Source organism: Starkeya nomas (genome assembly GCF_902703545.1).
GTDB lineage: Bacteria > Pseudomonadota > Alphaproteobacteria > Rhizobiales > Xanthobacteraceae > Ancylobacter > Ancylobacter moscoviensis.
The window spans coordinates 2,203,904-2,230,355 of sequence record NZ_CACSAS010000001.1; the positions used below are offsets into that span (position 1 = coordinate 2,203,904).

At 67.7% G+C, this 26,452-nt stretch carries 29 protein-coding genes and 1 riboswitch; of the genes, 11 read left to right on the plus strand and 18 right to left on the minus strand.

What is annotated here, in order from left to right; translation table 11 throughout:
• Positions 1–15: 15 nt before the first annotated feature.
• Positions 16–1,116, minus strand: coding sequence for a sulfate/molybdate ABC transporter ATP-binding protein (locus STARVERO_RS10730; RefSeq protein ID WP_144342149.1), 1,101 nt, complete (start codon positions 1,114–1,116; stop codon positions 16–18).
• A 193-nt stretch (positions 1,117–1,309) separates the two neighbouring features.
• Between STARVERO_RS10730 and STARVERO_RS10735 the strand changes: the two genes are divergently transcribed.
• Positions 1,310–1,939, plus strand: a complete 630-nt coding sequence (locus tag STARVERO_RS10735) for a GNAT family N-acetyltransferase (protein ID WP_159598850.1) — start codon at positions 1,310–1,312, stop codon at positions 1,937–1,939.
• 16 nt (positions 1,940–1,955) lie between these two features.
• Here the strand turns inward: STARVERO_RS10735 and fliJ are convergent, their stop codons facing one another.
• The gene (gene fliJ, locus STARVERO_RS10740) at positions 1,956–2,354 is read right to left on the minus strand and encodes a flagellar export protein FliJ (RefSeq protein ID WP_159598851.1); all 399 of its coding nucleotides are present in this window, start codon (positions 2,352–2,354) and stop codon (positions 1,956–1,958) included.
• 523 nt (positions 2,355–2,877) lie between these two features.
• Between fliJ and ctrA the strand changes: the two genes are divergently transcribed.
• Positions 2,878–3,579 (plus strand): response regulator transcription factor CtrA, encoded by a 702-nt coding sequence (gene ctrA, locus STARVERO_RS10745; protein ID WP_144342146.1) that lies wholly within the window; start codon positions 2,878–2,880, stop codon positions 3,577–3,579.
• A 177-nt stretch (positions 3,580–3,756) separates the two neighbouring features.
• On the opposite strand, the gene copM is transcribed toward ctrA, so the two are convergent.
• From copM to chpT, 4 genes are all read right to left on the minus strand, one after another.
• Positions 3,757–4,152: a CopM family metallochaperone gene (gene copM, locus STARVERO_RS10750; protein ID WP_144342145.1), complete on the minus strand. Its 396-nt coding sequence runs from the start codon at positions 4,150–4,152 to the stop codon at positions 3,757–3,759.
• Positions 4,153–4,210: 58 nt separating this feature from the next.
• Positions 4,211–4,609, minus strand: coding sequence for a hypothetical protein (locus STARVERO_RS10755; protein ID WP_159598852.1), 399 nt, complete (start codon positions 4,607–4,609; stop codon positions 4,211–4,213).
• Between the two features lie 104 nt (positions 4,610–4,713).
• Positions 4,714–5,751, minus strand: coding sequence for a DNA-binding transcriptional response regulator (locus STARVERO_RS10760; protein ID WP_244616729.1), 1,038 nt, complete (start codon positions 5,749–5,751; stop codon positions 4,714–4,716).
• Positions 5,752–6,044: 293 nt separating this feature from the next.
• Positions 6,045–6,692 carry a histidine phosphotransferase ChpT gene (gene chpT / locus STARVERO_RS10765; RefSeq protein WP_144342142.1) on the minus strand — a complete coding sequence of 216 codons (648 nt, stop codon included), beginning with the start codon at positions 6,690–6,692 and terminating at the stop codon, positions 6,045–6,047.
• Between the two features lie 123 nt (positions 6,693–6,815).
• Here chpT and cysQ point away from each other — a divergent pair, with 123 nt between their 5' ends.
• From cysQ to STARVERO_RS10790, 5 genes are all read left to right on the plus strand, one after another.
• Positions 6,816–7,628 carry a 3'(2'),5'-bisphosphate nucleotidase CysQ gene (gene cysQ / locus STARVERO_RS10770; RefSeq protein ID WP_144342141.1) on the plus strand — a complete coding sequence of 271 codons (813 nt, stop codon included), beginning with the start codon at positions 6,816–6,818 and terminating at the stop codon, positions 7,626–7,628.
• Positions 7,629–7,796: 168 nt separating this feature from the next.
• Complete coding sequence (locus tag STARVERO_RS10775; protein WP_144342140.1) at positions 7,797–8,366, plus strand: DUF1134 domain-containing protein; 570 nt, start codon at positions 7,797–7,799, stop codon at positions 8,364–8,366.
• 126 nt (positions 8,367–8,492) lie between these two features.
• Positions 8,493–9,824 (plus strand): coiled-coil domain-containing protein, encoded by a 1,332-nt coding sequence (locus STARVERO_RS10780; protein ID WP_200837773.1) that lies wholly within the window; start codon positions 8,493–8,495, stop codon positions 9,822–9,824.
• A gap of 94 nt (positions 9,825–9,918) precedes the next feature.
• Positions 9,919–11,289 carry an NAD(P)H-dependent oxidoreductase gene (locus tag STARVERO_RS10785; RefSeq protein WP_159598854.1) on the plus strand — a complete coding sequence of 457 codons (1,371 nt, stop codon included), beginning with the start codon at positions 9,919–9,921 and terminating at the stop codon, positions 11,287–11,289.
• Positions 11,290–11,539: 250 nt separating this feature from the next.
• The gene (locus STARVERO_RS10790; protein ID WP_159598855.1) at positions 11,540–12,100 is read left to right on the plus strand and encodes a DUF2087 domain-containing protein; all 561 of its coding nucleotides are present in this window, start codon (positions 11,540–11,542) and stop codon (positions 12,098–12,100) included.
• A 55-nt stretch (positions 12,101–12,155) separates the two neighbouring features.
• Here STARVERO_RS10790 and STARVERO_RS10795 read toward each other — a convergent pair whose 3' ends face one another.
• The 5 genes from STARVERO_RS10795 to STARVERO_RS10815 all read right to left on the minus strand — a co-directional run bounded on the left by STARVERO_RS10795 (position 12,156) and on the right by STARVERO_RS10815 (position 17,314).
• Positions 12,156–12,761, minus strand: a complete 606-nt coding sequence (locus STARVERO_RS10795; RefSeq protein ID WP_144342137.1) for a thiamine phosphate synthase — start codon at positions 12,759–12,761, stop codon at positions 12,156–12,158.
• 14 nt (positions 12,762–12,775) lie between these two features.
• Positions 12,776–13,588, minus strand: coding sequence for a thiazole synthase (locus tag STARVERO_RS10800; protein ID WP_159598856.1), 813 nt, complete (start codon positions 13,586–13,588; stop codon positions 12,776–12,778).
• A gap of 1 nt (position 13,589) precedes the next feature.
• Positions 13,590–13,787, minus strand: a complete 198-nt coding sequence (thiS, locus tag STARVERO_RS10805) for a sulfur carrier protein ThiS (protein WP_144342135.1) — start codon at positions 13,785–13,787, stop codon at positions 13,590–13,592.
• A complete protein-coding gene (gene thiO, locus STARVERO_RS10810; RefSeq protein ID WP_159601715.1) occupies positions 13,765–14,766 on the minus strand; it encodes a glycine oxidase ThiO in 1,002 nt (333 codons plus the stop codon). The genes thiS and thiO overlap by 23 nt, the downstream gene beginning before the upstream one ends.
• 41 nt (positions 14,767–14,807) lie before the next feature.
• Positions 14,808–14,925, minus strand: a riboswitch (TPP riboswitch).
• Between the two features lie 70 nt (positions 14,926–14,995).
• Positions 14,996–17,314, minus strand: coding sequence for an MHYT domain-containing protein (locus tag STARVERO_RS10815; protein ID WP_159598857.1), 2,319 nt, complete (start codon positions 17,312–17,314; stop codon positions 14,996–14,998).
• Between the two features lie 336 nt (positions 17,315–17,650).
• On the opposite strand from STARVERO_RS10815, the gene STARVERO_RS10820 reads away from it, so the two are divergent.
• A complete protein-coding gene (locus STARVERO_RS10820; RefSeq protein ID WP_200837775.1) occupies positions 17,651–18,430 on the plus strand; it encodes a phosphatase PAP2 family protein in 780 nt (259 codons plus the stop codon).
• A 92-nt stretch (positions 18,431–18,522) separates the two neighbouring features.
• Entirely contained in the window at positions 18,523–18,732 is a 210-nt protein-coding gene (locus STARVERO_RS10825; protein ID WP_144342133.1) for a hypothetical protein, read from the plus strand.
• 28 nt (positions 18,733–18,760) lie between these two features.
• Here STARVERO_RS10825 and STARVERO_RS10830 read toward each other — a convergent pair whose 3' ends face one another.
• Positions 18,761–19,327, minus strand: coding sequence for an RBBP9/YdeN family alpha/beta hydrolase (locus STARVERO_RS10830; RefSeq protein ID WP_144342132.1), 567 nt, complete (start codon positions 19,325–19,327; stop codon positions 18,761–18,763).
• Between the two features lie 17 nt (positions 19,328–19,344).
• On the minus strand, positions 19,345–19,743 hold the full coding sequence (locus STARVERO_RS10835) for an MAPEG family protein (protein ID WP_159598858.1): 399 nt from the start codon (positions 19,741–19,743) through the stop codon (positions 19,345–19,347).
• Positions 19,744–19,926: 183 nt separating this feature from the next.
• Between STARVERO_RS10835 and STARVERO_RS10840 the strand changes: the two genes are divergently transcribed.
• Entirely contained in the window at positions 19,927–20,349 is a 423-nt protein-coding gene (locus tag STARVERO_RS10840) for an NUDIX hydrolase (RefSeq protein WP_244616899.1), read from the plus strand.
• A 30-nt stretch (positions 20,350–20,379) separates the two neighbouring features.
• On the opposite strand, the gene STARVERO_RS10845 is transcribed toward STARVERO_RS10840, so the two are convergent.
• A complete protein-coding gene (locus tag STARVERO_RS10845) occupies positions 20,380–21,633 on the minus strand; it encodes a multidrug effflux MFS transporter (RefSeq protein WP_244616730.1) in 1,254 nt (417 codons plus the stop codon).
• 292 nt (positions 21,634–21,925) lie between these two features.
• On the opposite strand from STARVERO_RS10845, the gene STARVERO_RS10850 reads away from it, so the two are divergent.
• Positions 21,926–22,417 (plus strand): hypothetical protein, encoded by a 492-nt coding sequence (locus tag STARVERO_RS10850; RefSeq protein WP_159598859.1) that lies wholly within the window; start codon positions 21,926–21,928, stop codon positions 22,415–22,417.
• Between the two features lie 21 nt (positions 22,418–22,438).
• Here the strand turns inward: STARVERO_RS10850 and STARVERO_RS10855 are convergent, their stop codons facing one another.
• The 4 genes from STARVERO_RS10855 to STARVERO_RS10870 all read right to left on the minus strand — a co-directional run bounded on the left by STARVERO_RS10855 (position 22,439) and on the right by STARVERO_RS10870 (position 26,338).
• Positions 22,439–23,851, minus strand: coding sequence for a TRAP transporter large permease (locus tag STARVERO_RS10855; protein WP_144342130.1), 1,413 nt, complete (start codon positions 23,849–23,851; stop codon positions 22,439–22,441).
• Between the two features lie 59 nt (positions 23,852–23,910).
• Positions 23,911–24,450, minus strand: a complete 540-nt coding sequence (locus STARVERO_RS10860; RefSeq protein WP_144342129.1) for a TRAP transporter small permease subunit — start codon at positions 24,448–24,450, stop codon at positions 23,911–23,913.
• Between the two features lie 221 nt (positions 24,451–24,671).
• Entirely contained in the window at positions 24,672–25,562 is an 891-nt protein-coding gene (locus STARVERO_RS10865) for an ABC transporter permease subunit (RefSeq protein WP_159598860.1), read from the minus strand.
• The gene (locus tag STARVERO_RS10870) at positions 25,559–26,338 is read right to left on the minus strand and encodes a taurine ABC transporter ATP-binding protein (RefSeq protein WP_159598861.1); all 780 of its coding nucleotides are present in this window, start codon (positions 26,336–26,338) and stop codon (positions 25,559–25,561) included. Before STARVERO_RS10870 ends, STARVERO_RS10865 begins: the two co-directional genes overlap by 4 nt.
• Positions 26,339–26,452: the final 114 nt, after the last annotated feature.

The following is a 26,452-nucleotide window of genomic DNA, read 5'->3' on the forward strand; positions in this document are numbered from 1 at the left end:
GAACGGGTCGGCCCGTCAGATCGCGTAGTCGCCCGGCTGCTGGGGCGGCGGCGGACGGCAGTCGACCCCGGGTCCCGTCGGCGGAAACAGGCGGGCGCGGTCCAGCCGCACAGCCACCGCCTCGCCGACCGGCACGCGCACGGTCGGCGCGATATCCGCTTCGAACAGCGCGCTGCCGACTTCCACCTCAACCCGGCGGATGGCGCCATGGCGGCGGAAGGCCCGCACCGCGCCCCGGAGGCCCGGCGTGCCGGGAAGTCCGAGCGAGACGTCGTGCGGGCGTACATAAAGCAGCGCCGGCCCGTCCGGCACCGGCTGGGTGGCGGCGGCGATGGCGGTGCTGCCGGCAATGGCGACGCCGTCCTTCACCTCCACCTCGATACGGCTCGACTCGCCCATGAAGCCGAACACGGCGGCGGTTTCCGGGCGGTCATAGACATCGTCCGGCGAGCCGACCTGCTCGATCTTGCCCCTGCCCATGACCACCACGCGGTCAGCAAGCTCCAGCGCCTCTTCCTGGTCATGCGTCACGAACAGGGTCGTGTGGCCGGTGCGGTCGTGCAACTCGCGCAACCATTTTCGCAACTCCTTGCGCACCAGTGCATCCAGCGCCCCAAACGGCTCGTCAAGAAGAAGCACTTTCGGCTCGATGGCGAGGGCGCGGGCCAGCGCCACGCGCTGGCGCTGGCCGCCGGAAAGCTGGGCCGGGAAACGTCCGCCGAACGCCTCGAGCTGCACGAGGGCCAGCAGGTCGGCCACCCGCTTGCTGATCTCCGCCTCGGAGGGGCGCTCGGCACGCGGGCGCGAGCGCAGCCCGAAAGCGACGTTCTCGGCCACGGTCATGTGGCGGAACAGGGCGTAGTTCTGGAACACGAAGCCGATGCCCCGCCGCCGCACCGGCACCGAGAGAGCGTCCTGCCCGTCGAACAGCACGCGACCATGGCTCGGCTGCTCCAGGCCGGCGACGATGCGCAGCAGCGTGGTCTTTCCCGAACCGGACGGCCCCAGCAGCGCCACCAGCTCGCTCGGCTTCACCTCGAGCGACACGTTGGAGAGCGCGGGCGCCCCGCTGCCGAAATTCTTGCCGACCTGATCGATCGTGACGGCGACGGTCATAAATTCACTCTCATTAGATGTACTAAATGGAATTGTCCGTAAGATATCTGAAAATCTATCGCTGTGAACCCCTGGAACCGCTCCAGCCCGCGAAAACATGCGGTGCGGACGCTCTGCAGCCATCATAGGCAGAGGCTGCGAGGAGCTGTAGAAGCAGGAACGTCCAGACACCCACAGTCGCACCACCATACCGATGACCGATACGACCGACACCTCATTCCCGCCGACACTGAACCTCGACGGCTATACGCCGCTGCCGCCCGGCAAGATCGCGACCATCGTCACCCATCTGGAAATCACCGCGCAACCTTCGGCTCTGCGCGAGCCTCCGGACAGCGGGCTGACGCTGGAACGGGTCGATGCGCCGGACACCGGCTGGTATCGGGACCTGTTCCGGCGGATCGGGGAGCCATGGCTGTGGTATTCACGCCTGCGCATGGATGAGGCGGCGCTACGCGGTGTGATCGCCGACCCCGAGGTCGCGGTGCACGCCTTGCGCCGAAACGGCGCCGATGTCGGCCTGATGGAACTCGACTTCCGCACGCCGGATGATGTGGAACTGGCTTTTTTCGGTGCGGTGCCGGAACTGGTGGGCTCGGGCGCCGGGCGCTTCCTGATGAACCGGGCGCTCGCTCTGGCCTTTGCCCGCAGGCCCCGGCGGGTGCATGTGTACACCTGCACCCATGACCATCCGGCAGCACTCGGCTTCTACATCAAGGCCGGCTTCCGGGCGATCGGCCGGTCAATCGAAATCGCCGATGATCCCCGCCTGTCCGGGCTGCTGTCGCGCGAGGCCGCGCCGCACGTGCCGGTCATAGACTGAGAGAGAGGGGGCGGTTTCAGACCCCGAGCACCGCGCGGGCGCGTCCGGACACGTTGCGCGGCGGCATTTCCACCGGCGCTTCGGAACGCTCGCGCTCACCGAGCGCCTCGACCTTCTTCACCTCGTCCAGCGCGTTGTCATAGGCGAGGCGCGCCTCTTCAAGCTGCCCTTTCAGCTCGTCGGCCGAGCGGCGCAGATTGTCGCGGCGGGTCGCCGCGGCGCGGGCATAGGTCGAATAGGCGAAATGCTGCGTGTCGGTGATGCCGGAGCGCTGCTCCTCGGCCTCGATCTCGCGGTCGAGATCGCGCGCCATGCGGTCGAAATCCGCAATCATCGTCTCGATCTGGACGAAGTGGCGGCGCTTTTCCTCCGCCTGGAAACGCTTGAGGCGAATGAGTGTGTCGAGCGACTTCATAACCGGCGTACTCCGCTCCGTCGGGCCGGCCCGATCACCGCAGAGAAGGCGGAAACGCGAGCCGGTTCGAGCCGCCTTTACGCGGCGGCAGGGCTCATCTTGGCCGACAGATGTTGCCGCTTCCTTACCCTTTCGTCGGAACAGGTAGTCCGAAACCGGGAATCCGCGACTCTCCAGCTGGATGGAAACGATTTGTTTACCGGGCTCGTTAATGATCGCGGCATCGTCCGGTGTGACAGACGAAACCGCGAAAGCGGAGTCGACTGACTCACTTAGGCATACTTTCTAAGATTCGACTTCAATGATCAGGCTGATGAATTCCGCTTCCTGACCAGCTTCTTGCGGGAAGACTCGAAGAAATTTCGTGTCCCCGCTTGTGCCCGGGAATCGGTTTTTGTTACCCCTAATTCACGAAGTAACGAATCAGTGTGTCGGGCCGGGCGCGGGAGGGGTCACGTTCGGTCCGGAGTCGTCCGATTGAGCGCTGAAACCCCCGGGGCCATGGCGAGGGAAGGGGATTGGCATGCGCGTCTTGCTCATCGAGGACGACCGCGCGACCGCGCAGAGCATCGAACTGATGCTCAAGTCCGAGAACTTCAACGTCTACACGACCGATCTCGGTGAGGAAGGCGTCGATCTCGGCAAGCTCTACGACTACGACATCATCCTGCTGGACCTGAACCTGCCGGACATGTCGGGCTACGATGTCCTCAAGGGACTGCGCGTCGCCAAGGTGAAGACGCCCATCCTCATCCTGTCCGGCCTCGCCGGCATCGAGGACAAGGTGAAGGGCCTCGGCTTCGGCGCCGACGACTATCTCACCAAACCATTCCATAAGGACGAGCTGGTCGCCCGCATCCACGCCATCGTCCGGCGTTCGAAGGGGCACGCCCAGTCGGTCATCACCACCGGCGATCTGGTGGTCAACCTCGACACCAAGACGGTCGAGGTCGCTGGCAACCGCGTGCATCTCACGGGCAAGGAGTACCAGATGCTGGAGCTCCTCAGCCTGCGCAAGGGCACCACGCTGACCAAGGAGATGTTCCTCAACCATCTCTATGGCGGCATGGACGAGCCGGAACTCAAGATCATCGACGTCTTCATCTGCAAGCTGCGCAAGAAGCTCGCCAACGCCTCCCAGGGCCACAACTTCATCGAAACGGTCTGGGGCCGCGGCTACGTGCTGCGCGAGATGGGCGAGCAGGAACAGCGCATCTCGGCCTGAGAGCCGGACGACATCCCGAGCGGCAAGGCGCCAGGTGGCGCCGGCCCAACTGAAGCCCCGCCACACGGCGGGGTTTTTGTTTTGCGGCATCTCTCCGGCAGCTGTCGGCCTGTCTGAGGCCACCCGCATGGTGTCATGGCCGGGACAAGCCCGGCCATGACGATACTTCAGGTCCGCCTACTTCGCGTTTTTGGCCAGCCAGGCTTTCAGGAAGGCGATCTCGCCCTCCTGCGCCTTGATGATCTCCTCGGCCAGCTTCCGCAGCTCCGGATCCTTGCCGTACTGCAGCTCGATCTTCGCCATATCGATCGCCCCCTGATGGTGGGGAATCATGCCGCGGGCGAAGTCGACATCCGCGTTGCCGGAGAACGGAATCGCCATTCCCTCGTGCATGCGGCTGTTGGCTTCCTCGAAGGCCTTGGTCGAGGCGCCGTCGCCCATATGAGCGCTGTGGTCCATCGGCATGTTCCCATGCTGCATATGGTCCTGCCCCATGGGCATACCCTGGGCGAAGGCGAGCGAAGGCACGGCAAGGCTGGCGGCGATCAGGGCCGCACGGGTGATGTTCTTCATATCTTTCTCCATCGGATCGCAAAGGTGCGGCCGTGACAGGCCGCGCGTCGAACGGGGATCAGACGGCTCGGGGTGGGGGCACCGGCGTCGCCAACGTCAGGCCGGACAGGGCCGCCCCGACCGGTGGCAGAAGCGCTACGACGCGCGAGACTGGCGGTACGATAGCGGGCACGGTGAACGGCGATGCCACGAGCTGGCTCAACACGCAGCACAGGTGAAGACGCACCGCATCCGAAGCGGGCGGATGGAGGGTTCCTTCCGATCCCTTGGCAGATGCCAAGCTCGCAGGAGCAACATGACCCGCCGCCGCATGCCCCTCCCCCGCAGCCGACATCGCCGACTCGTGGCAAGGGGTGGAACGCTTCGCCATCGCCGCCGAAGCCGATGCCGCGCCCGCCATGGCCGAGCCCAGCGCGAGAAGCGCCAGAAGCACGCGGAAAATCTTCAACAGGGCCATGCATGGATTCCGGGGGCGATATCGGACAGAAGCCTATCAGGCCCCAGGACACGGCACAGCCGTGGAAAGCACGGATGGCGCAGCTGTGATCGGTGGGCTCGCTTCTAGGCGCGCCGCAGCAGGGCCAGCGCCAGCGCGACGGCGTCGCCCGCCGGAACCACGCGCGCGAAGCCGCGCGGCGCGGCGGGAAGAGCGCCGGCCGCAAGGCCGATGCGCTGCGCACCGTCCGTCGCCTCGACGCCCCCGGCGCGCACATCCTCATAGGCGTCAAGATCGAACAGAATCACATCGAAACGCCCGCCTGCCAGCCGCGCCGCGCGCGGATCGTCGGCAAGCGACACCTCATGGCCCATGGAGCGGACGAGGTCGCGAAGCGCGGAGCGCCCGGCATCTTCCGGCGCCGTCACCAGCACGCGCTTTGTCACCGCGCGGGCAGGCTGGGTGCCGCCGGGCTCCAGAAGCCGGTAGCGGCCGGTCGGCGTGGCAAGGAAGCGCAGGCTCCCGACGCGCTCGATGCGGCCCTGCGGCGCGAGACCCACCACCTCGTCGACGGCAACCACGTCACCCTGGCCGCCGAATTCGAGCAGCATGCGCTGGCGGCCACGCGGGAGAGCGGCGGACGGAAGGACCGCCAGCCCCGGAACTTCGTCGAGCGGCCTCAGATCCCGAACGGCGGCAATGCGCACGGCTTCGAGTTGCGCCCGTCCCGCCCGCACCAGCAGATGGGCGGTGTCCCGCTCGGGAGCACCGGCCACGGCGGCCCGCGGCGCGTTGACGCCGAGCGGCAGGTCGATCATCGCCGCCTGCGCTCCGTCCGGCAGCAGGGCCACGCCGTCGATCATGTCCTCGCAGGGGCTGAAGCGACTGCGCCAGCTCGCCGGCATGGTCTCGACCCCCGCGGACACGCGCGTCGGCACGTCGTCGATCAGCACGGTCGCACGCACCTTGCCGGCGGTGCCGAACAGCACCAGCCCGCCTTGCACCGGCCGGTTGGCGGCGTCCGCGGCGAAGCCCATGCGGGCGGCAAGCCGGATCAGCGGCAGGCCGCTGGCACCCAGCGTACCCGTGGCGGACATGGCGACGAGACGCTCCCAGCGCGCGCCGGAAACCGTCATCACATCGACGATATGGGCGGCCGGCAACGCGAATCGCATGCCATGGAAAGAGAAGGCCAGCACATCGACACGCGCCGGCGCGGGACGCGGAGGCTCAGACCGGAGCATCTCGGCGCGCAGGGCGCCGGAAGCGCGAAAGGGCTTGGCGGCAAAGGCCGCGTCGTTCGGGACGGATCCGCGCGGGGCGGCGGTCAGGGAATCGACGGGGAACATGGGTGACCGGCAATACTGGAACACAACGCGCACGCCTTTCGGCCTGCACGCCAGATTGTCCACCGATCGGTTAATGTCTTCTGAAAATGACGCTGCGGGAGATCGCGTCAGGCACGCTCGACCAGAATGGTCACCGCCTCGCCCTCATGCGCGAGATTGAAGCCATAGCCGGTCGCCCGCCCCAGCAGGCCCGTATAATGCGGCTGGATCGCATGCGCGTCGAGCGCGCCGCCTTCCGGCGCCTCGCCGGCCAGCAGGCCGACCAGATGCGGGGGAATGCGCGAATGGCTGCCTTCGGTACGCAGGCGGAAACCGCCTTCCTCGCCCTCCCCCGTCGCTTCGACGGCGATGCGCCCGCCGCGCGGGATGGTCGAGGTGGCGACGATCAGCAGGTTCAGCAGGAGCTTCACCTTGTTCTTCGGCGCGAGCACGCGCGGCACCTGCCATTCGAGGCTGGTGCGATCATCCTCGATGAAGCCGCGCGCCACCTTTTCCGCGTCGCCGGTGTCGATCTGCGCCCCGGCCGAGCCGGCCGCTCCGAAGGCGAGGCGGGCAAATTGCAGCCGGGCGGAAGCCTGTTTGGCGCTCTTGGCGATGAGGTCGAGAGCGAAGGCCTTCATGGCCGGGTCGTCCTCGTCGTCGAGCACCTCGAGCCCGTTCACGATGGCGCCGACCGGGCTGATGACGTCATGGCACACGCGCGAACACAGGAGGGCGGCAAGATCGAGCTTGTCGAGGTCGATGGCGGTCGTCATCGCATCCCTTGCGGTGTTTTTCAGGCGAATCGGCCGCAAAATGTGCAGCCGGCGTGCGGGCTGTGATACACCGCGCCCCCAGCGACGCCAACCTCGCGCGAACACCGAGAGCTCTCCTCCCCGATGTCCCTGCCGACCGCCCACCTGCCGCCGCATCTCTCCCTTCTGGCCGCCCTCGCCGATGCCGCGCTGAAGGCCGGCGAGGTGATCCTGCGCATCCGCGCCGAGGGCCTGACGGTGAACGCCAAGGCCGACCAGAGCCCCGTTACCGCTGCCGATCTCGCCGCCGAGGAGCTGCTGCGCGGCGAGCTCGCCCGTATCCTGCCCGGTGTGCCGGTGATCGCCGAGGAAGCGGTCTCCCAGGGCAAGGGCGAGGCGCCTTCCCGCACTTTCCTGCTCGTCGACCCGCTCGACGGCACGCGTGAGTTCGTCGGCTCCAGCGGCGAGTTCACGGTGAATATCGGGCTTGTGGAAAACGGCGTGCCGACGCACGGCATCGTCCTCGGCCCGGCGGTCGGCAAGCTCTATGCGGGCGCCGTGACCGGGACAGCGAGCGCGGCCTTCGCCGCCGGCCCGGTCGCCGATCCGTCCTCCTGGTCGCCGATCCATTGCCGGCCGATGCCGGAGAGAGGAATTGTTGCCGTCGCCAGCCGGTCGCATCCCGATCCGGGAACGGAGGCGCTGCTTGCCGAACTCGATATCGCCGAACGGATCAGCTGCGGTTCCGCGCTGAAATTCGGCCTCGTCGCGGAAGGGCGCGCCGACATCTACCCGCGACTCGGCACGGTATGCGAATGGGATGTGGCCGCCGGCCATGCTCTGGTACGGGCGGCGGGCGGCAGCGTGCGCCGTCCGGACGGCACGCCCCTGCCCTATGGCCGCACCGCGGAAAGCTATCGTGTGACGGGGTTTGTCGCCCGCGGCGCCGCGACCTGAGGATCACATTCGCAGCGGAACCAGCCTTTCGCCGGCTCGACGCGCCTTCCTAAGGTCGCACTCCGTGCTAATGATAGGTTCGATTTTGATGTTTGGTGTGGGGATGTCGGATTCTGGGCCCGTCTCGGGCTCCGTCCCCGTTTGATGAGATCCAACGCGAGACCGACGATGCCGACCTTGCGCGCCCTTGCTGCCTGCCTCGCCCTTCTTGCCACCCTCCCCTTTGCCGCCATGCCGGCCCGTGCCCAATCGAACCCGACCTACTCGTCCGACGAGCTCGTCCAGCGCGGGCACGGCTTCTTCGGCGAGGTGTCGCGGGGCCTCGCCCTCTCCATCGAGAAAGCGGTGAGCCAGTGGGGCCAGCCCAACGGCTACATCCTCGGCCAGGAGGGTTCCGGCGCCTTTGTCGGCGGCCTGCGCTATGGCGAAGGCACGCTCTACACCCGCAACGCTGGCGACGTGAAGGTATACTGGCAGGGTCCCTCGCTCGGCTGGGATTTCGGCGGCGACGGCGCCCGCACGATGATCCTCGTGTACAACCTCAATTCCATCAGCGACATCTTCCGCCGCTTCGGTGGCATCTCCGGCTCGGCCTATTTCGTCGCCGGCTTCGGCATGACCGCCCTGGCCGCCGACAAGGTGGTGGTGGTGCCGATCCGTTCGGGTGTCGGCGTGCGCCTCGGCGCCAATATCGGCTACCTGAAGTTCACTCCCAACTCGACCTGGAACCCCTTCTGACGCCACACCGAGGCACCGGCGCCCGGTCGGGCTGGCCCGGCCGTTTCGGTATTTGTAACCTATGGTCCGTAAGCTGCCGTCCGGCCCGCTCCGGGCGGACATGCCGCGTTTGAGGTGAGACTCCGCATGATCGAAGCGATCATGTATGCCGCCATTGGCTTCCTGACGGCGACGTTGCTGGCGCTGCTGGCGCTTCCCGCCGTGTGGCGCCGCGCCGTGCGTCTCACGCGCAAGCGCATCGAGGGCGCCATTCCCGTTTCGGTCGCCGAAGTCCAGGCCGACAAGGACGAGCAGCGCGCCATCTTCGCGGTCGATGTGCGTCGCCTCGAACTCGAGGTGAACAAGCTCCAGAACCGTGCGGCCTCCCAGTGGACCGATGTGACGCGCCAGGCCGAGGAATTGCGGACGCGTCAGGAGACGATCGACCGCCTGGCCGGCGAACTGACCGCGCTTCAGACCGAGCACAGCGCGATCACCGCCGAGCGCGACCGGCTGGCCAGCGAGCTCGACATCCACTCCCGCGATCTGGCGGAGACCCGCGCCGCCCTGCAGACCACGAGCGCCGATCTCGCCGAGACCCGCATCGCGCTGGAAGAGACCAGTGCCCGCGAAGACGAGTTCAAGATCGACCACGTGGCGCTCACCACCCTGCGCGACACGCTGAAGGACCGGATCGGCGAGCTCGACCGCAATCTGGCGGCGACCAACACGCATCTGACGACCGAGCGCAACACGCTGCGCACGACCTCCGAGAGCCTTTCCGTCGAACTCACGAAGAATCGCCAGTTGCGGGAGCAGCTCGCCGACACCGAGGCGCGGCTGGCGACGCTCGATCGCGAGGCAGCCGCTCTCAGGACCGAGCGCGCCGCCCTCACCGCGCAGGTTGCTGCCTTGGAAGCACGCGCGCTGGAAGCCGAGCAGGCGCGCGCCGCCACCGAAGCCGAGGCGAGCCGCCTCACCGGCGACGCGCGGCAGGCGCAGCGGACAGCCGAGGCGCTGGCACGCGAGGCCGCCGACACCATCGAGATGCTCCGCGCCGAGAAGGCTATGCTCGACGACGCGCTCGCCAAGGCGCGCGACGACCGGGCCGGGCTGCAACAGCAGCTCGACCATCTCCTGTCCCTCGCCACCACCGTCCCCGCCACGCCCGCGGGCGGCGTCTCCTCCCGGGACGAGGCCGACGACACGGCGCTGCTGCGTGAGCGCATCAGCGACATCGCCGCCGAGGTCGCCCATCTGACGGCACGGCTGGAAGGTCCAGGCTCGCCCATCGACGTCCTGCTGGCCAGCCACGCTCCGGCCGCGAACGGCGCCTCGCCGACCCTCGCCGACCGCATTCTGGCGCTGAGGACGGCAGAGGATGCCGCGCAGGATCCCGCCCCGCCTCAGACCGCCCCGAAGGCTGCGGCACCGAAGACATCCGCGCCGCGGAGCAAGGGCCGAGCGGTGGCCGGCTGAACACACGACGGTGCGGGGCGCCAAACCCGCATCGGCCGAAGACAAGAGCGGACACCAAAGGTCCGCCGGACAACGCCAGGGAAGGAACACGCCCATGAATCTCGCCCGCATGCTCAAGGCGCGCGCCGACGAAGGCCGCCCCATCCGTGTCGGCCTTATCGGCGCCGGCAAGTTCGGCTCCATGTTCCTGTCGCAGTTGCGCACCACGCCGGGGCTGCATCTGCTGGGAATCGCCGACCTTTCCGTGCCGCGTGCCCGCGCTGCACTGGAAGCGACCGGCTGGGACGTGGCGGCTGCCGTCGCCCCGTCCTTCGCCGAGGCGCTGCGCACCGGCCGCACCGTGCTCACAGAGGATGCCGACGCTCTGATTTCGGCCGACGGGCTCGACGTCGTGGTGGAAGTCACCGGCAATCCCGCCGCCGGTGCGCACCACGCGCTGAAGGCCATCGAGCACGGGCGGCACATCGTCATGGTGACGGTCGAGGCCGACGTGCTGGTCGGCCCGCTGCTGGCCGAGCGCGCCCGCAAGGCCGGCGTGGTCTACTCCATGGCCTATGGCGACCAGCCGGCGCTGGTCTGCGAGATGGTGGACTGGGCGCGCACCTGTGGCTTCAGCGTGGTCGCCGCCGGCAAGGGCACGAAGTACCTGCCGAGCTTCCACCGCTCGACGCCGGACACAATCTGGGATCTCTACGGCCTCACCGTCGAGCAGGCTGCGCAAGGCGGCATGAACGCCCAGATGTTCAACTCCTTCGCCGACGGCACCAAGTCGTCCATCGAAATGGCGGCGATCGCCAATGCGGCGGGGCTGAAGGCGCCTTCGGACGGCCTGCTGTTCCCGCCCTGCGGCGTCGACGATCTCGCCACCGTGCTGCGCCCGCGCGAGCGCGGGGGCATTCTGGAACACTCCGGCACGGTGGAGACGGTCTCCTCGCTGGAGCGTGACGGGCGCCCGGTGTTCCGCGATCTGCGCTGGGGCGTCTATGTGGTGTTCGAGGCCGACCCGAGCGCACGGGGCGACTATGCCCGCCGCTGCTTCAAGGAATATGGCGTGGTGACGGACCCGTCGGGCCGCTACACCGCGCTCTACCGCCCCTATCATCTCATCGGGCTGGAACTCGGCGTCAGTGTCGCCTCCGCCGCGCTGCGGGGCGAACCGACCGGCGTCACCGAGGCGTTCAACGGCGATGTGGTGGCGGTCGCCAAGCGTCCGCTGAAGGCCGGCGAGATGCTGGACGGCGAAGGCGGCTTCACGGTGTGGGGCAAGCTCTTTCCCGCCGCCACCTCGCTGGCGAAGGGCGGCCTGCCCATCGGCCTCGCCCACCACGTGGCGCTCAAGCGTGACATCCCCGAGGGCGAGATCGTCGGCTGGGCGGATGTCGAGGTGAAGGACAGCCCGACCGTGCGCCTGCGGCGCGAAATGGAACGCACCTTCGGCGGCGGCGTGAGCGCGGCGGCGGAGTAAGGACGTCCCCTCCCCGTTCACGACGTCATGCCCGGGCTTAGCCCGGGCACCCAGTGGTCGGGCACACCGCTGGACTTCCGGCGGCCCTTCGCTTATGCCTCGGCCACGGTCTGCAGTTCACCGAGGCGTTGCCGCCCCGCAAGGGGAGCTAAACCTGCTCATTTCCGTACCCTGCACTTGTCCTTGTGCCCGGTCGCAAGACGGCAACCCCGACAATTCCTCGCGGAATGGCACCAAACGAGGATAGGTCATGCCCAGAACCGTTCTGGCCTATGAGGCGCCGGACATTTCCGCGCTCGCCCGCACCCTGCGCGACGGCATCGCCGCGCTGGACCGCGCGCCCGGCCATGTCGAACTGCTGAACCTGCTGGCGCGCGGTGCCGGCTTCCGCAACTTCCAGCATCTGCGCGCGGATGCGCAGGCTCGTGATCGCCTGTCGCAAAGCCCCATGGCACCCGCTCTCCCGCCGGATCATGCGCGCTGCGAGAAGGCGCTGCGGCTGTTCGACGTGGAAGGGCGCCTCCTGCGCTGGCCCAAGAAGCGCAACCAGCAGGTGCTGTGCCTGTGGCTGCTATGGTCGCGCCTGCCGAGCGGGGTCTCTTTCCCCGAACGGCGGATGAACGAGCTGCTGAACGAACAGCACACCTTCGGCGACTATGCTCTGCTGCGCCGTGAACTGGTGGAACTCGGCCTGTTCCGCCGCACGCCGGATGGCCGCGATTACGGACGCATCGAACGAGAGCCTCCGCCCGAGATGGCCAAGCTCGCCAGCTTGCTGCGCCAGCGCACGCTCGCGCCATCCGCCGGCTGAGACAAGCACGGGCCGTGGCCGGGAGATTTCCCGGCCACGGCCTCATGACCAAGCGTCAGGCGAGTTCCCGCGTCGCCAGCACCCATTCACGGGCGCGGCGTTCAGGATTGTCGTTCAGCAGCACGTCGGTGACGACGGCGACACTGTCCGCGCCCGCCTGCAGCACGCCGGGCGCGCGCTCGATGGTGAGCCCGCCGATGCCGACCAGCGGCACGTCGCCGACGCGCGCCTTCCACTGGCTCACACGCTCCAGCCCCTGCGGCGCCCAGCGCATCTTCTTGAGAATGGTCGGATAGACCGGGCCCAGCGCCACATAATCGGGCCGGGCCAGCAACGCCGCCTCCAGCTCCGCTTCGTCATGGGTGCTGATGCCGAGCTTCAAGCCCGCGCGGCGGATCGCCGGCACGTCGGCGGCGGCGAGGTCTTCCTGGCCGAGGTGAACGAAATCGCAGCCCTCTTCGATGGCGAGCTGCCAGTAGTCATTGACGATGAGCTGCGCGCCGTAGCGCTCGCAGACCTGCCGCGCGGTCGCGATCTCCTGCCGGAGCTCCGGCTCCTCCAGATCCTTGGCCCGCAGCTGCACCAGCTTCACGCCCTGCGGCAGCAGGCGAGGCAGCCAGGAGGCACGGTCGACGATGAGATAGAACGGATCGAGCTTCATCACTCTGCCCCGGCTCACTGGCCCAGCACGGCACGGCCCATAACGGGCGTCGAGGGCGCCGCCATGTCGCGCACCTCCATGGGATCGGCGATCAGCGCCTCGCGGCCGGCCTCGATGGCGCGGGCGAAGGCACGGGCCATGCGCACCGGGTCGCCGGCCTTGGCGACCGCCGTGTTCAGTAGCACAGCGTCATAGCCCATCTCCATCGCCGCCGCCGCGTGGGAGGGGACGCCGACGCCGGCATCCACCACCAGCGGAATGCCGGGGAAATGCGCGCGCATCGAGCGCAGGCCGTAAGGGTTGTTCAGTCCGCGCCCGGAGCCGATGGGGGCACCCCATGGCATCAGCACCTCGCAGCCGGCGGAAATCAGTTTCTCCGCCACCACGAGGTCCTCGGTCGTGTAAGGAAACACCTGGAAGCCGTCGCGCACCAACATGCGCGCCGCCTCGACCAGCCCGAAAACGTCCGGCTGCAGCGTGTCGTCCTCGCCGATCACCTCCAGCTTCACCCATGGCGTGCCGAACAGCTCGCGCGCCATCTCGGCCGTGGTGACGGCTTCCTTCACCGTCTTGCAGCCGGCCGTGTTGGGCAGCACCTTCACGCCGAGGTCGCGGATGATCTGCCAGAAGCTCTGGCCGGACTTCGCCACACCGGATTCACGGCGCAGCGAGACGGTGACGATCTCCGTGCCCGAAGCCCGGATCGCCTCGGCGAGGATGGCCGGCGAGGGATACTGCGCGGTGCCGAGCAGCAGGCGCGAATTCACCCTGGCGCCGTAGAACTCGACCGTGTCGGCGTGAGCCGTCTTTTCCGTCATCGCGTCCATCTCAGCCTCCCTGCATCGGGGCGAGGATTTCCACCCTATCGCCGTCGGCGATCGGCGTCGCCTCGCGCTTCACCGCCCGCACCATGGCGCCGTTGACGGCCGTCGCGACGATGGCGTCGCCGAGGCCGAGCTCCGCGAGCAGAGCGGCCAGCGTGCCGGCACGGGTATCGGCCGCCTCACCATTCACGATGATCTTCATCCATGACCTCCGGGAAATGCGTCCCGTCGAACGCCAGTTCCGCCGCGCGGCGGGCCAGCGCCGGCGCCGCGAGGAAACCGTGGCGGTAGAGACCGTTCACATAGATCGTGTTCCCGCGCCGGCGCAGGCGCGGCAGGTTGTCCGGGAAAGCCGGGCGAACATCCGCGCCGATCTCGACGATCTCGGCCTCGCCGAAGGCGGGATGCAGCGCATAGACCGCCGACAGCAGCTCCAGCATGGAGCGTCCGGTGACGCGGCCGCGCTCGTCATTCTCGATCGAGGTGGCCCCGATCATGAAATGCCCGTCGCCGCGCGGCACGATGTAGACGGGGATGCGCGGGTGCAGCATCCGCACCGGACGCTTGAGGGCGATCTCGGTGGAATAGAGCACCAGCATCTCGCCCTTCACGCCGCGCAGATCTTCCAGCTGATCGCGCGCCGCGAGCCCGCGGCAGTCGACCACTACATCGGCGGCGTCATCGCCTTCGAAGCCCTCCGCCTCGTAGCGGATGGTCACGTGGTGCTCGTCGACCAGCTTGCGGGTCAGCGCCGCAAGCGCCTTGCGCGGCTCCAGATGCGCCTCGGTCGGAAAGAACAGGCCCTGGTCGAAGCGCCCTTCGAGATCCGGCTCCAGCGCAGCGATGCGCGTGTCGTCAATCCACTCATACCCTTCGGTGCGCCGCGAGAAGCGGCGAAGGTCCGGCAGATCGCGCGGCTGCGCCAGCACCAGGCTGCCTTCCTTCGGTACGTTGGGCACCGCCTCGCGCCAGTAATCGAGCGACTCGAAGCCGAGTTCGGCGATGATCGGCTCGGCGCTCTCGCGTTCGCACCACGGGGCGAGCATGCCGCCCGCATACCAGGAGCAGCCCTGCCCGGAGCCGGCCTTGCGCTCGACGATGGTGACCTCGGCGCCGCGCCGGGCGAAGGCATGGGCGCAGGTGAGCCCGGCAACGCCGGCGCCCACGATCTTCACGCGCATGGCGTTGGCCGTGCACGGCGTTGCGGTGGTTTCATCGTGCGGGGACAGCATTCACTCCTCCCTCCGCCAGTCTCAACTGGATCAGGTTCGAAGGGTCGCCATGCCGCTCGCGCGCCGATGGCCTCTCAGCCTCCTGACGAGGCTCCCCCGGACGTGTCTGATATAGTCATTCGAACGTCGAATGTCACCGCCAGTACACAATATTCCGATGGCGGCGTCAGTGGTCGACTCACCCGAGCCGGGTCAGCGGCACCACATTGTCCGTCTGGCCGCGCGTGGCGGCGATCACCGCACGCCGCAGGGTCTCGCGGCTGAAGGGCTTGCCGAGCCGTAGCATGCCGGCCTTGGCGTCCGGCGGAAGCTCGGCATAGCCGGTGCCGAGAATGACCGGCAGCGCCGGCCAGCGGACCGAAATGGCCGAAGCGAGCTGGACGCCGGTCATGCCCGGCATCGCCTGGTCCGTAAGCACCGCGTCGAAGCCCTCCCCGGCCTCGAGCAGCGCCAACGCTTCCGATCCGGACGACGCCTCGCGGACCATGCAGCCAAGGTCCTCCAGCATCGCGGCGGTGGCGGAGAGGACGAGAGGATCGTCGTCGACGACGAGCACACGCTGCTTGCCTGTCTCGCCGGCGGGCACGCCATCGTCGTCCTCGGCCGCCATGGCGGGTTCGGCGACCGGTGCCGCAATGGCCTCGGCGATCGGTAGGCAGATCGTCGCCGTCGTGCCCTGCCCCAGGCGGCTGTCCAGCGACAGCTTTCCGCCCGATTGGGCCGCGAGCCCATGGACCATGGCAAGGCCGAGGCCGGTCCCTTTGCCGACCCCCTTGGTGGTGAAGAACGGCTCCGTGGCCCGCGCCAGCGTCTCCTCGTCCATGCCGGTGCCGCTATCCGACACCGACAGGCAGAAATAGCGCCCCGGCCGGAAGGAGCCGGCATCCGCTTCGTCATCGGATGGCCCCACCGTCTCTTCCCGGGCGGCAATGGTGATTGTGCCGCCATCCGGCATGGCGTCGCGGGCGTTCACCGCCAGATTGAGCAGCGCGAGCTCGAGCTGGTTGGCATCGACCCGGGCACGCGGCAGGCCGAGGGGAAAGCGCGTCTCGATGCGCACGCTCGGCCCGATGGAACGGCGCAACAGTTCCGCCATGCCGAGCACGAGGTCGGGCACGTCCACCGGCTCGGGCTGCAGGTCCTGCCGACGGGCGAAGGCCAGCATGCGCTGGGTCAGAGCCGCCCCACGCTGCGCGGCCTGGATCGCATTGTCGAGCAGGGCGAGCAGGCGCGCGTCATCAGGGGCCCTCTTGGTGGCGAGTTCGAGATTGCCGAGCACGACCGCGAGCAGGTTGTTGAAGTCATGGGCGATGCCGCCGGTGAGCTGACCGACCGCCTCCAGCTTCTGCGCCTGCCGGAGCGCCTCCTCCGCGGCGCGGCGTTCGGTGACGTCGATCAGCCCGCAGAGCGTCTTGGTGAGGCGTCCCTCGGCATCCTTCTCCGCCACGGCGGAGAGAACGCAGTCGAGCACCCGCCCGTCCCGGGTGATCAGGCGGTATTCCGCCTCGCGCAGTTCCCCCGTGCCGAGCAGGCGCGGCCAGTGCTCCTCCAGGCGCCGGCGTGTGGAATCCGGCGTCATGAAATCCGTCAGCGGACGCCCCACCACCTCCTCCCGCCGATAGCCGAGCATGTCGAGCCAGCGATCACTCACCTGTGCGATACAGCCGTCGGCGTCCAGCGAATGCAGAGGCAGCGGCGTACGGCGATAGAGCATGCGATAGCGCTCCTCGCTCTCGCGCCACATCGCCGCCTCCCGCTCGGCCAGCACCGCAAAGCGCCGGTCGTACATCGCGGCCAGCAAGGCCGCGATGAAGATGGTGAAGGTCGCGGCAGTGACCACGATGACGAGATCGACGGTATCGAGGCCATCGAGAGGAACATGACCTCCCTCGTGCGGCGCGAGCGTCACTCCCATCATGGCGACGTAGTGCATGCCGGCAATGCCGAAGCCGAGCGCCAGCGCCGCAATGGCGCGCTGCGTTATCGAGTGCCGGCGGAAGGCCAGCCAGATCGCCACGGTGGACGCCGTGATCGCCAGCACGACCGACGCACCCACATAGACAAGATCATGCGTCATGACGGCAGGCATGCGCAGGGCCGCTATGCCGGTATAGTGCATCCCGACGACGCCGAGTCCCATGAAGATGCCGCTCAGCAGGATGCGGCCATTACTGACGACTCTCGGCCCCACAGCGACGTGGCTGGCCGCGTAGAGGGCGATACCGGTCGCGACGACCGCGACGACGAAGGACAGGATCGTCAACCCCGGATCGTAGGAGATGGGCATGCCGACATGCATGGCGAGCATGGCGATGAAGTGCATCGCCCAGATGCCGCCACCGAGCACGAGCGCCGCTGCGGCCAGCCAGCCATTGCGCACCGTGCCGCGCGCCGGAGACACCCGTCCGGCGAGGTCCAGCGCCGTGTAGGACGCCGCCACCGCGATCAAGATCGACAGCGCCACCAGCGCCGGATCGTGGCTACCGACAGGATTCATAGAACAACCGCGAACCTCTCGCCGATGGCGGACGCGCCATCACGGACACTAGCGCCGAAAAGCCTTGGGGGAATGCCGCACCATGCGTGACGATGCCGCGCCCGCCCGATTTTCCGGCATCGTGGTCCGTGGCGCGTTCAACTGAGATAGCCGAACAGCCACAACAGGATAATGATCGGCAGGGGGATGCCGATCAGCCACAGGATTCCACCCTTCAGCATAGGCTTCTCCCTCCGATGCCGAAGGGGAACACGCCAACGCCCCTTCCGGTTCCCGTAGGAGACGGGGTACTCCTCGGGACGTGCCACCTGTTGCCACCTGCAGAGCTTTTGTTAGATGCCGGACCTCGCCCCTCCCCCCTCCCGGGAACCGCTGCTTCACCGACTGCGGGACCTGCCGCGCTGGGTCCTGTCCGAACTGAGCGCGCTGGTCGCCCTCATGGGCGCGGCGCTCGGGCTGCTCGTCTTCGCGCTCATCGCGGACGAGGTCGTGGAGGGCGAAACCCACGCCTTCGACGAAGCCGTCCTGCTCGCCTTCCGCACGCCGGGCGATCCGGCCGACCCGCTGGGTCCGCCCTGGCTGGAAGGCGCCATACGCGACATCACCGCGCTCGGCAGCACCACCGTGCTGACGCTCATCACGCTTGTCGTGGTGGGGTTTCTCGTGGTGGACCGCAAGCGTGCCGCGGCGCTGTTCGTGCTTGTCGCCACCGCCGGCGGCGGGATCGCGAGCTACCTGCTGAAGCTCGGCTTCGAGCGGCCGCGCCCGGACCTCGTCGCCCATCTCGTCGACGTGCAGACGCTGAGCTTTCCGAGCGGCCACGCCATGGGGGCCGCCGTGACCTATCTCACCCTCGGCGCGCTGATCGTGCGGACGGAAAGCCGCCGTCGGATCAAGGCCTATGTGCTGGCTGTCGCCATGGGGCTCACGCTCATGGTGGGCCTCAGTCGCATCTATCTCGGCGTCCACTGGCCGACCGACGTCATCGCCGGCTGGTGCGCCGGCAGCGCCTGGGCGCTGCTGTGCTGGTTCGTGGCGCTCCTTCTCCAGCGCCGCGGACGTATTGAGAGCGCCAACGGAGCGAACGAAGCGGATCAGCCTACGCCCAATTCCTGATCCCCGAAGACGGCGATTCCATTCGCCCGGCGCTCGGCTATCATCGGCGGCGCTGGGGCCGAAGCGCTCCACGCTGTCGCAGGAGGAAACACATGAGCATCCCGGCGCCGGAAGGGACCCTGATCCCGGAGATTGGCGTGATCGAGACCACCGAGTCCGACAACATCCTCCATTGGGACGGTACCGATCTCTATGTCGAGCAGGACGTCTATCACAACGGCCAGCTCGTTCACCGGCGCTACCGTCGCCGCGTGACCAGGCAGGTGGCCCAGGCGCTCGCGCAGATCCTCGCCCAGCACTAGCCGTCGCGGCCACCGTGCCGCGAACCGCCTAGATCCGCCCCAGCAGCCCGCCGAGCAGCAGCAGTCCCGTCGGCCAGATGCCGAGCCGCGCGGCGCTGCCGATATGGCCGAACTCGCCGACATCGGCGAAATCCGCGCCCCACGCTTCGGCGAAGGTCCGCGCCTGCGCCGGGCGCACGCGCGGATCGTCGCGCGAGGCGACCACCAGTGCGGGATAAGGCAGGTGGGCGAGCGGCATCGGCCCGAAATTGCGCACCACGTCGAAGGATGGATCGGGATCGTCGACATTGGTCGGCGCCGCGAGGAAGGCTCCCGCGACCTTGGTCTTCGCCAGCTCCGGCCGTGCCGCTGTCCAACGCACCACCGTCGCCACGCCCACCGAATGGGCGATGAGCACCACGCGGCGCGGAGCGGCCTCGACCGCGCGATCGAGCCGCCCGGTCCATGCCGCGACTTCCGGCTGGCTCCAGTTCTCCTGAATCAGCCGGGTGGAATTCGGAAAGGCGCCGAGCCAGTGCGACTGCCAATGCTCCGCCGGCGCGTTCTCGCGGCCGGGCACGACGAGGAAGTCGAAGGAAGCGAAATCGACGGACATGGCAGGGCCTCCCGGGATCAGGCCGGACTGAGTACGGCGAACAGGATCATCACCACGCCGCCGAGCGAGACCAGCCACGCCAGGGAGCGCAGATAGGGCACCCCAAAGGCATAGAGCGGGACGTAGACGAGCCGGGCGCCGAAATAGAGCCCGGCACCCCAGAGCGTCAGCGTGCCTTCCCGGTCCGCCAGATGTGCGATGAGCACGCCGGCGGCGAAGACCGGCAGCGTTTCGAACAGATTTGCCTGCGCGCGCCGCAGCCGCCCGGTGACCACGCCGACGGGAGGACCCGCCTCGTCGCGCGGACCTGCATTATACGCAATGCCCGTCTCACGGTTGCGGAAAAAGGCTGGCAACAATACCTGCACCAAGGCAAGAACCAGCGTCCAGGCGAGCAGGATAAGTTCCGTCGTCATGACCAGGGTGATCGGCAGGGAAGAACGGCGAAATCCATCGCTATTTGCGCGAGGCAGACTACATTAGCAGCCATGGCCAAAGATAAACAGAAGAAGCGGCATCTGGCTGACGGACGCCCCCTGGAGCAGGTCGCGGCCCTTCCCTTTCGGATCACGGAAGACGGCGGGGTCGATATCCTGGTGATGACTTCGCGTGAGACCCACCGCGTCGTGATTCCCAAGGGCTGGCCGATGAAGAACCGCAAGGACTGGAAGTCGGCGCAGATCGAGGCGCGGCAGGAGGCCGGCGTGATCGGCGATATCGGCCGCAAGCGCATCGGCCAGTACCGCTACTGGAAGCGGCTGGAAACGCATTTCGCACTGGTCAAGGTCTCGGTCTATCCACTGGCCGTCCGCCGCCAGCTCTCCGACTGGCCCGAACGCCACGAACGGGCGCAGATGTGGATCAATGCCGAGGATGCCGCGCTGCTGGTGGACGAGCCCGAACTCGGCGCTCTGATCGTCGAGTTCGCCCAGTCTCCAACCGCACGCCGGCTGGCTCCACGCCACGAGAACGCCTCGAAGACGGCAGACGCCAAGTCACCTGTCGCGCCGGCCGGCACCTGACCGACGCCGTCGGCTCGCAACGATCCGCGATCAGTTCGCCGTGTCGGAAACGCGCATGTCCGCGCGGAACAGCCGGCCGCGCTCGGCCACCAGCACGAAGAACACCGCCCCGCAGGCGAGTACCACAAAGCCCATGGTGAGCGGCAGCGTGGTGCCGTCGAAACGCTGGCCGATCGCGAAGCCGAACAGGGCGCCTCCCACCGTGCTGACGAAGCCGAGCGCCGAGGATGCGGTGCCCGCCACATGCCCGACCGGCTCCATCGCCATGGAGTTGAAGTTCGACACCATGAGGCCGAAGAAGAACATCATCGCCCCCTGCAGCACCGAGAAGGTCCAGATGGTCTCCACGCCCGCCAGCACCACGGCGGCATGCACCACCGTGACCAGAAAATAGCCGGCGAGCGCCGCATGCGAGACGCGCCGCATGCCGAGCTTCTCGACGATGCGGGCATTGACCAGCGACGAGGCCGCCATGAACACGGCGATAAGCGCGAAGATCAGCGTGAACAGCTCGGCCGCGTCGAAGGCGTCGGCGAACACCTGCTGGGCCGAGTTGATGAAGCCGAACAGCCCGCCCATCACCATGGTCATGGCCAGCATGTAGCCCACCGTCACGCGGCTGCGGACGATCAGCCCGAAAGCGTGGGAGACGCCGGCGAGGGAGATCGGCGAACGGTCCTCCGGGTGAAGCGTCTCGGGCAGACGCGTCAGCGTCCAGAAGAACAGCACGGCGCCGAGCAGGCAGAGCATGAGGAAGATCGCCCGCCACGGCGCCACCAGCATGATGGCCTGCCCGATGGAGGGGGCGAGGATCGGCACCGACAGGAAAACGAGGAAGGCGAGCGACATCACTCGTGCCATGTGCGAGCCGGAATAGCAGTCGCGCACGATGGTGATGGCGAGGATGCGCGTAGACGCCGAGCCGACGCCCTGCAGCACGCGCGCCGCCAGCATCACCTCCAGCGTACCGGCAAAGATCGCCCCCACCGAGGCCAACGTGTAGAGAGCGAGGCCGAACAGCAGGACGGCGCGGCGCCCGAAACGATCCGCCAGCGTGCCGTAGATGAGCTGCGCGGAGCCAAAGCCGAGCAGATAGGCGGTGACGATGAGCTGGGTGTGATTGGCCGTGTCGATCGCCAGCGAATGACCAATCTCGGGCAGTGCCGGCAGCATGGAATCGATGGCGATGGCGTTGGTCGCCATCAGACCGGCGATGAACAGCACGAATTCACGAAATCCCATGCCGGGATGGGGATTCTCCGGCGCGGGCGCGGGCGTGCTCATGCGATGTCCATGCATTGGAAGAAGGCAGGAAGTGAGGCGGGCTGGCCTTATGCCCCAGAAAGCCGCTCAGCCCTATTGGCCGGAAGACACAGGCCGGATGAAATCGATAACAGGCACCCACCCGAAGACCCATTATGGCCCGCGAGCCGGCGCCGACGCTGGCCCCGACAAAAATGATCGATATCATCAAAACGTCGCGAGCCCGCCAGTCTTGGCGGCCGCAGGGGCGCTTCCGCGTCGGGCGGCAGCGCAGATGGGCGAATTCTCGCCCGCAACAAGGGGAGCGCATGCCATGTTCGATCCGACGACCTGGACGGGGTTCCACACCTGGCTGAGCCTGATCGCCATCGCGACCGGCTTCGTGGTGCTGCTCGACCTCATTGCCGGACGCGACCGTCCGATGTGGACGGCCATCTTCCTCGCCACCGCCTTCGGCACCAGCGCGACAGGCTTCGGTTTCCCCTTCAACGGGGTGCTACCATCGCACATCGTCGGTCTAGCAGCGCTCCTCGTGCTCACCGTGATCGTGCCGGCCCGCTACCATTTCCACCGCGCGGGGCGGTGGAACGCCGTTTATGTGGCCGGCGTCGTGACGAGCCTTTGGCTGCTGGTCTTCGTCGGCGTCGCGCAAGCCTTTGCCAAGATCCCCGTGCTGCACGCGCTGGCGCCGACCCAGTCGGAGCCTCCCTTCGCCATCGCCGAGGGAATCGTGCTGGTCCTGTTCGTGCTGGCCGGCCTGGCGGCGGTGCGCGGCTCCCGCCTCACCGCCCGTCCGGCCTTCTGAACGACGCGACCGGGGCCATCCTCAGAACTGGGGTGGCCCCATGTCGAGCGTCGGCGGCTCCATCTGGGGAATGTTGAGCTCGATGGTCGCCGGATCGACCGTCGGGCCGGCGCTGATCCAGTAGGTCACCGCTTCCGGCCACATGATCACGACCACCACGAGAATGAGCTGCATCAGCAGCCACGGGATCGCGCCCCAATAGATCTGCGAGGTGCGGATCGACTTCGGCGCGATGCCGCGCAGATAGAACAGCGCAAAGCCGAAGGGCGGGTGCATGAAGGCGGTCTGCATGTTCACGCAGAGCAGCACACCGAACCAGATGAGGTTGATGTCGAGCTTCACCGCCACCGGCACGAGCAGCGGCACGATGATGAACGCGATCTCGAAGAAGTCGAGAAAGAAAGCGATGAAGAAGACGAAGATGTTGACGAAGATCAGGAATCCGATCCGGCCACCGGGCAGTTGCGCGAGCATGTGCTCGATCCACAGCGCGCCGTCCATGCCCTGGAAGACCAGGCTGAACACGGTGGCGCCGATGAGGATGAACACCACCATGGCGGTCAGCCGCATGGTCGAGGCCATGGCCTGACGGACGAGGTCCCAGGTGAGACGACGGTGCATGGCCGCCAGCACGATGGCGCCCACGGCGCCCATCGCGCCGGCTTCCGTCGGCGTGGCAAGGCCCATGGCGAGCGTGCCGAGCACCAGCATGATCAGCACGATGGAAGGGATCATACCCCACAGCACCTGCTTGATCAGCGGCCAGCCGCCCTCCCCGATCGCTTCCGGCGGAAGCGGCGGCATGTGGTTCGGCTTGATCAGCGACAGCACGAAGACATAGGCGAGGAAGATCAGCACCTGCAGCAGCGACGGGCCGATGGCGCCGAGATACATGTCGCCCACCGGCTTGCCGAGCTGCTCGGCGAGCACGATCAGCACCAGCGACGGCGGGATGAGCTGGGTGATGGTGCCCGAGGCGGCGATGACGCCCGTGGCCAGCTTCTGGTCGTAACCGTAGCGCATCATCACCGGCAGCGAGATCACGCCCATGGCAATGACCGAGGCCGCGACCGTACCGGTGATGGCGCCGAGAATGGCGCCCACCACGATCACCGCATAGGCGAGGCCGCCCGGCACCCGGCCGAAGAGCTTGCCGGTTCCCTCCAGCAGGTCCTCGGCAAGCCCGCAGCGCTCCAGGATCGCGCCCATGAAGGTGAAGAACGGGATGGCGAGGAGCAGGTCGTTGGAGATGATGCCGTAGAAGCGCAGCGGCAGCGCCTGCAGGAAGCTGGGGTGGAAGTGCTCGGTCAATATGCCGAGCGAGCCGAAGAACAGACCCACCGCGATCAGCGAGAAGGCGACCGGGAAGCCGATGATCATGAAGCAGATCATGCCGGCGAACATCAGCGGGGGCATCACGCCATAGGAGAACATGAAGGGCTCGCGGCTCGGGGAGTTCGGGGCTCGGGTCTGATGACTCTGGCGGCTGGACGCTACTGGAGCGGCTTCTCGTAATCGGTCTCGATCTCGATCGCGCCGGCGAGCGCGGCGACGCGCTTGATAAGCTCCGAGATGCCCTGGATGGTGAGAAGGGCGAAGCCGAGCGGCAGCAGCAGCTTGGCCGGCCACAGGATCAGGCCGCCCGCGTTCTGCGACATCTCGTCGGAGACGAAGGACTGCCAGAAGAAGGGGAAGCTCAGCCAGGTCAGGTAGATACCGGCCGGGATGAGGACCACCACGAAGCCGATCGTGTCGACCCAGAGCCGCCCGCGCGGCGAGAGTGCCATGTAGAGAAGGTCGACGCGCACATGCTCGTTGCGCTGGAGCGTATAGGGCGCGCCGAGCAGCACCACGGCGCCGAACAGGTACCACTGGATCTCCAGCAGGCCGTTGGTGCTGTAGCTGAGCAGATAGCGGACCGTGGCATTGCCGGCACTGATGAGGCAGGCGAACAGCACGCAGTAATCCGCGATGCGGCCGAACCTCTCGTTCAGTCCGTCGATGACGCGGCTGAAGGCCAGCAGCCCTCCCATCGCATCCCCCCTCGTTCTGGTCGACTTTTGTCGTTGCGGTCTGGGAAGCTGCAATCGCCGCCCCTGCCGATCGGGGCAAGATAGACCATCGTCTCACGCAGTTTAAACCCGCGCGGGATACTCTCCATCCCGCGCGGGCCAAACAGCGACAAGGTGTTGCGCATATGTCTCGCAGCGCGCCGAAACTGCCGTTGCGGCAGCGTGAAACGTGGAGAGCGCCCTCAGCTGTGCAGCGACCAGCCGACCAGTGCCTTCTCCAGCAGCCTGACGCCGAGCTCCAGAACGAACGCCACCGCCGCGATCACAAGAATGCCGGCCACCACCACGTCCGTGGCGAGGAAATTGGCGGCGGACTGGATCATGAAACCGACGCCGCGCGTCGCCGCCACCAGTTCCGCCGCGACCAGCGTCGACCAGCCCGCACCGAGCGCGATGCGCGTGCCGGTGAGGATGGACGGCAGCGCCGAAGGTAGCACCACGAAGCGCAACACTTGCGCACGTGTCGCCCCAAGTGCGCGCGCGACGTTGACGCGGTTGCGTTCGACACCGCGCGCGCCAGCTGCCGTGGCGATGACGATGGGCGGCAGCATGGCGAGGCCGATCACCAGCACCTTCGCCGTCTCCCCGATGCCAGCCCAGATGATGACGAGCGGCAGGTAGGCGAGCGGCGGGATCGGCCGCAGGAACTCGATGATCGGATCGAGGACGCCGCGTCCGACGGTGGAAAGGCCGATGGCCAGCCCGACCGGCACGCCGATGATCAGCGCAGCCGCCAGGGCGGCGAAGACCCTGAACAGGCTGGCGAGCAGGTGCTGCACCAGCGTCGCGTCGACGAAGCCTTCCGTCGCGATGCTCCACAGCCGCGTCAGCACACTCTGCGGCGATGGGAGAAAGAGAGCAGGCACCGCGCCGGAGGCGCTCGCCACCCACCACAACGCGACGAGACCGGCAATGGTCGCGGCAGAGATCCAGAGGCGCGGCGGCACAGCGAAGGCGCGTCCGCCCGAGCCGGAGGTGCCGGTGTCGACCTCGGCACCGCGCGGGATGCCTTCGGACGGGACGACGAGCGGCAGGGCGATATCCGGTACCGCGATGGGAGTGGAATGGCTCATTGCTCGGCTCCCGCAAAGATCACGCCCCGCAGCCGCTCACGGGCGGCGGCGAATTCGGGGGTGGACTTGATGCGCCCGCTCGCTCCCTCGGCGAGGGCACGGCGCCCCAGATCGGAGCGCTCATCGAGCGCGATGCGGCCGGGCCGCCCGGCGATCACCACCACGCGACTGCCAAGATAGAGCGCCTCGTCGAGGCCGTGCGTGACGAAGACGATGGTCTTGCCGGTGCGCTGCCAGACATCGAGCACGAGGTCCTGCATGTTCTCGCGGGTCAGCGCATCGAGAGCGCCGAGCGGCTCGTCCATCAGCAGGATTTCCGGGTCGGCGACCAGCGCCCGGGCGAGGCTCACACGCTGGCGCATGCCGCCGGAAAGCTGCCAGACGGCATGATCGCCCTTGCCCTCGAGGCCGACGAGAGCCAGCGCCTCATCGGCGCGCGCCTCTCGCTCGGCCTTGGACACGCCGCGCAGGCGCAGGCCGAAGCCCACATTCTCGCGGGCATTGAGCCAAGGGTAGAGCGCGTCCGTCTGCAGCACCACGCCCCGGTCGATGCCCGGTCCCTCGACCCGGCGCCGATCCACCCAGATTTCACCGGTACTCGGCTGGTTGAAGCCGGCGATGGCGTTCAGCAGCGTGGACTTGCCGCATCCCGAGGCGCCCAGCAGCACGACCAGTTCGCCCGGCTCGATCGTCAGGTTGATGTCGTCGAGGACGGCGGTCTCGCTACCGTCCGGCGCGGGGAAACGCACGCCCAGCTTGAAGATCGTCAGTGCCATGGTTCTTGCTCCCGGACTGAGAAGAAAATGGCCCGGCATCCATTCGGTCGCTTTGGTGACGACGAAGGAGTGCCGGGCCAAGGTACACCGCGGGCTCTCACCCAGCCGCGGCGC

Bases quoted from the DNA above. Each gene is read 5' to 3' on its own strand.
- STARVERO_RS10730 (WP_144342149.1), bottom strand. From the start codon at position 1,116: ATGACCGTCGCCGTCACGATCGATCAGGTCGGCAAGAATTTCGGCAGC.
- STARVERO_RS10735 (WP_159598850.1), top strand. From the start codon at position 1,310: ATGACCGATACGACCGACACCTCATTCCCGCCGACACTGAACCTCGAC.
- fliJ (WP_159598851.1), bottom strand. From the start codon at position 2,354: ATGAAGTCGCTCGACACACTCATTCGCCTCAAGCGTTTCCAGGCGGAG.
- ctrA (WP_144342146.1), top strand. From the start codon at position 2,878: ATGCGCGTCTTGCTCATCGAGGACGACCGCGCGACCGCGCAGAGCATC.
- copM (WP_144342145.1), bottom strand. From the start codon at position 4,152: ATGAAGAACATCACCCGTGCGGCCCTGATCGCCGCCAGCCTTGCCGTG.
- STARVERO_RS10755 (WP_159598852.1), bottom strand. From the start codon at position 4,609: ATGGCCCTGTTGAAGATTTTCCGCGTGCTTCTGGCGCTTCTCGCGCTG.
- chpT (WP_144342142.1), bottom strand. From the start codon at position 6,692: ATGACGACCGCCATCGACCTCGACAAGCTCGATCTTGCCGCCCTCCTG.
- cysQ (WP_144342141.1), top strand. From the start codon at position 6,816: ATGTCCCTGCCGACCGCCCACCTGCCGCCGCATCTCTCCCTTCTGGCC.
- STARVERO_RS10775 (WP_144342140.1), top strand. From the start codon at position 7,797: ATGCCGACCTTGCGCGCCCTTGCTGCCTGCCTCGCCCTTCTTGCCACC.
- STARVERO_RS10780 (WP_200837773.1), top strand. From the start codon at position 8,493: ATGATCGAAGCGATCATGTATGCCGCCATTGGCTTCCTGACGGCGACG.
- STARVERO_RS10785 (WP_159598854.1), top strand. From the start codon at position 9,919: ATGAATCTCGCCCGCATGCTCAAGGCGCGCGCCGACGAAGGCCGCCCC.
- STARVERO_RS10790 (WP_159598855.1), top strand. From the start codon at position 11,540: ATGCCCAGAACCGTTCTGGCCTATGAGGCGCCGGACATTTCCGCGCTC.
- STARVERO_RS10795 (WP_144342137.1), bottom strand. From the start codon at position 12,761: ATGAAGCTCGATCCGTTCTATCTCATCGTCGACCGTGCCTCCTGGCTG.
- STARVERO_RS10800 (WP_159598856.1), bottom strand. From the start codon at position 13,588: ATGGACGCGATGACGGAAAAGACGGCTCACGCCGACACGGTCGAGTTC.
- thiS (WP_144342135.1), bottom strand. From the start codon at position 13,787: ATGAAGATCATCGTGAATGGTGAGGCGGCCGATACCCGTGCCGGCACG.
- thiO (WP_159601715.1), bottom strand. From the start codon at position 14,766: ATGCGCGTGAAGATCGTGGGCGCCGGCGTTGCCGGGCTCACCTGCGCC.
- STARVERO_RS10815 (WP_159598857.1), bottom strand. From the start codon at position 17,314: ATGAATCCTGTCGGTAGCCACGATCCGGCGCTGGTGGCGCTGTCGATC.
- STARVERO_RS10820 (WP_200837775.1), top strand. From the start codon at position 17,651: ATGCCGGACCTCGCCCCTCCCCCCTCCCGGGAACCGCTGCTTCACCGA.
- STARVERO_RS10825 (WP_144342133.1), top strand. From the start codon at position 18,523: ATGAGCATCCCGGCGCCGGAAGGGACCCTGATCCCGGAGATTGGCGTG.
- STARVERO_RS10830 (WP_144342132.1), bottom strand. From the start codon at position 19,327: ATGTCCGTCGATTTCGCTTCCTTCGACTTCCTCGTCGTGCCCGGCCGC.
- STARVERO_RS10835 (WP_159598858.1), bottom strand. From the start codon at position 19,743: ATGACGACGGAACTTATCCTGCTCGCCTGGACGCTGGTTCTTGCCTTG.
- STARVERO_RS10840 (WP_244616899.1), top strand. From the start codon at position 19,927: ATGACTTCGCGTGAGACCCACCGCGTCGTGATTCCCAAGGGCTGGCCG.
- STARVERO_RS10845 (WP_244616730.1), bottom strand. From the start codon at position 21,633: ATGAGCACGCCCGCGCCCGCGCCGGAGAATCCCCATCCCGGCATGGGA.
- STARVERO_RS10850 (WP_159598859.1), top strand. From the start codon at position 21,926: ATGTTCGATCCGACGACCTGGACGGGGTTCCACACCTGGCTGAGCCTG.
- STARVERO_RS10855 (WP_144342130.1), bottom strand. From the start codon at position 23,851: ATGTTCTCCTATGGCGTGATGCCCCCGCTGATGTTCGCCGGCATGATC.
- STARVERO_RS10860 (WP_144342129.1), bottom strand. From the start codon at position 24,450: ATGGGAGGGCTGCTGGCCTTCAGCCGCGTCATCGACGGACTGAACGAG.
- STARVERO_RS10865 (WP_159598860.1), bottom strand. From the start codon at position 25,562: ATGAGCCATTCCACTCCCATCGCGGTACCGGATATCGCCCTGCCGCTC.
- STARVERO_RS10870 (WP_159598861.1), bottom strand. From the start codon at position 26,338: ATGGCACTGACGATCTTCAAGCTGGGCGTGCGTTTCCCCGCGCCGGAC.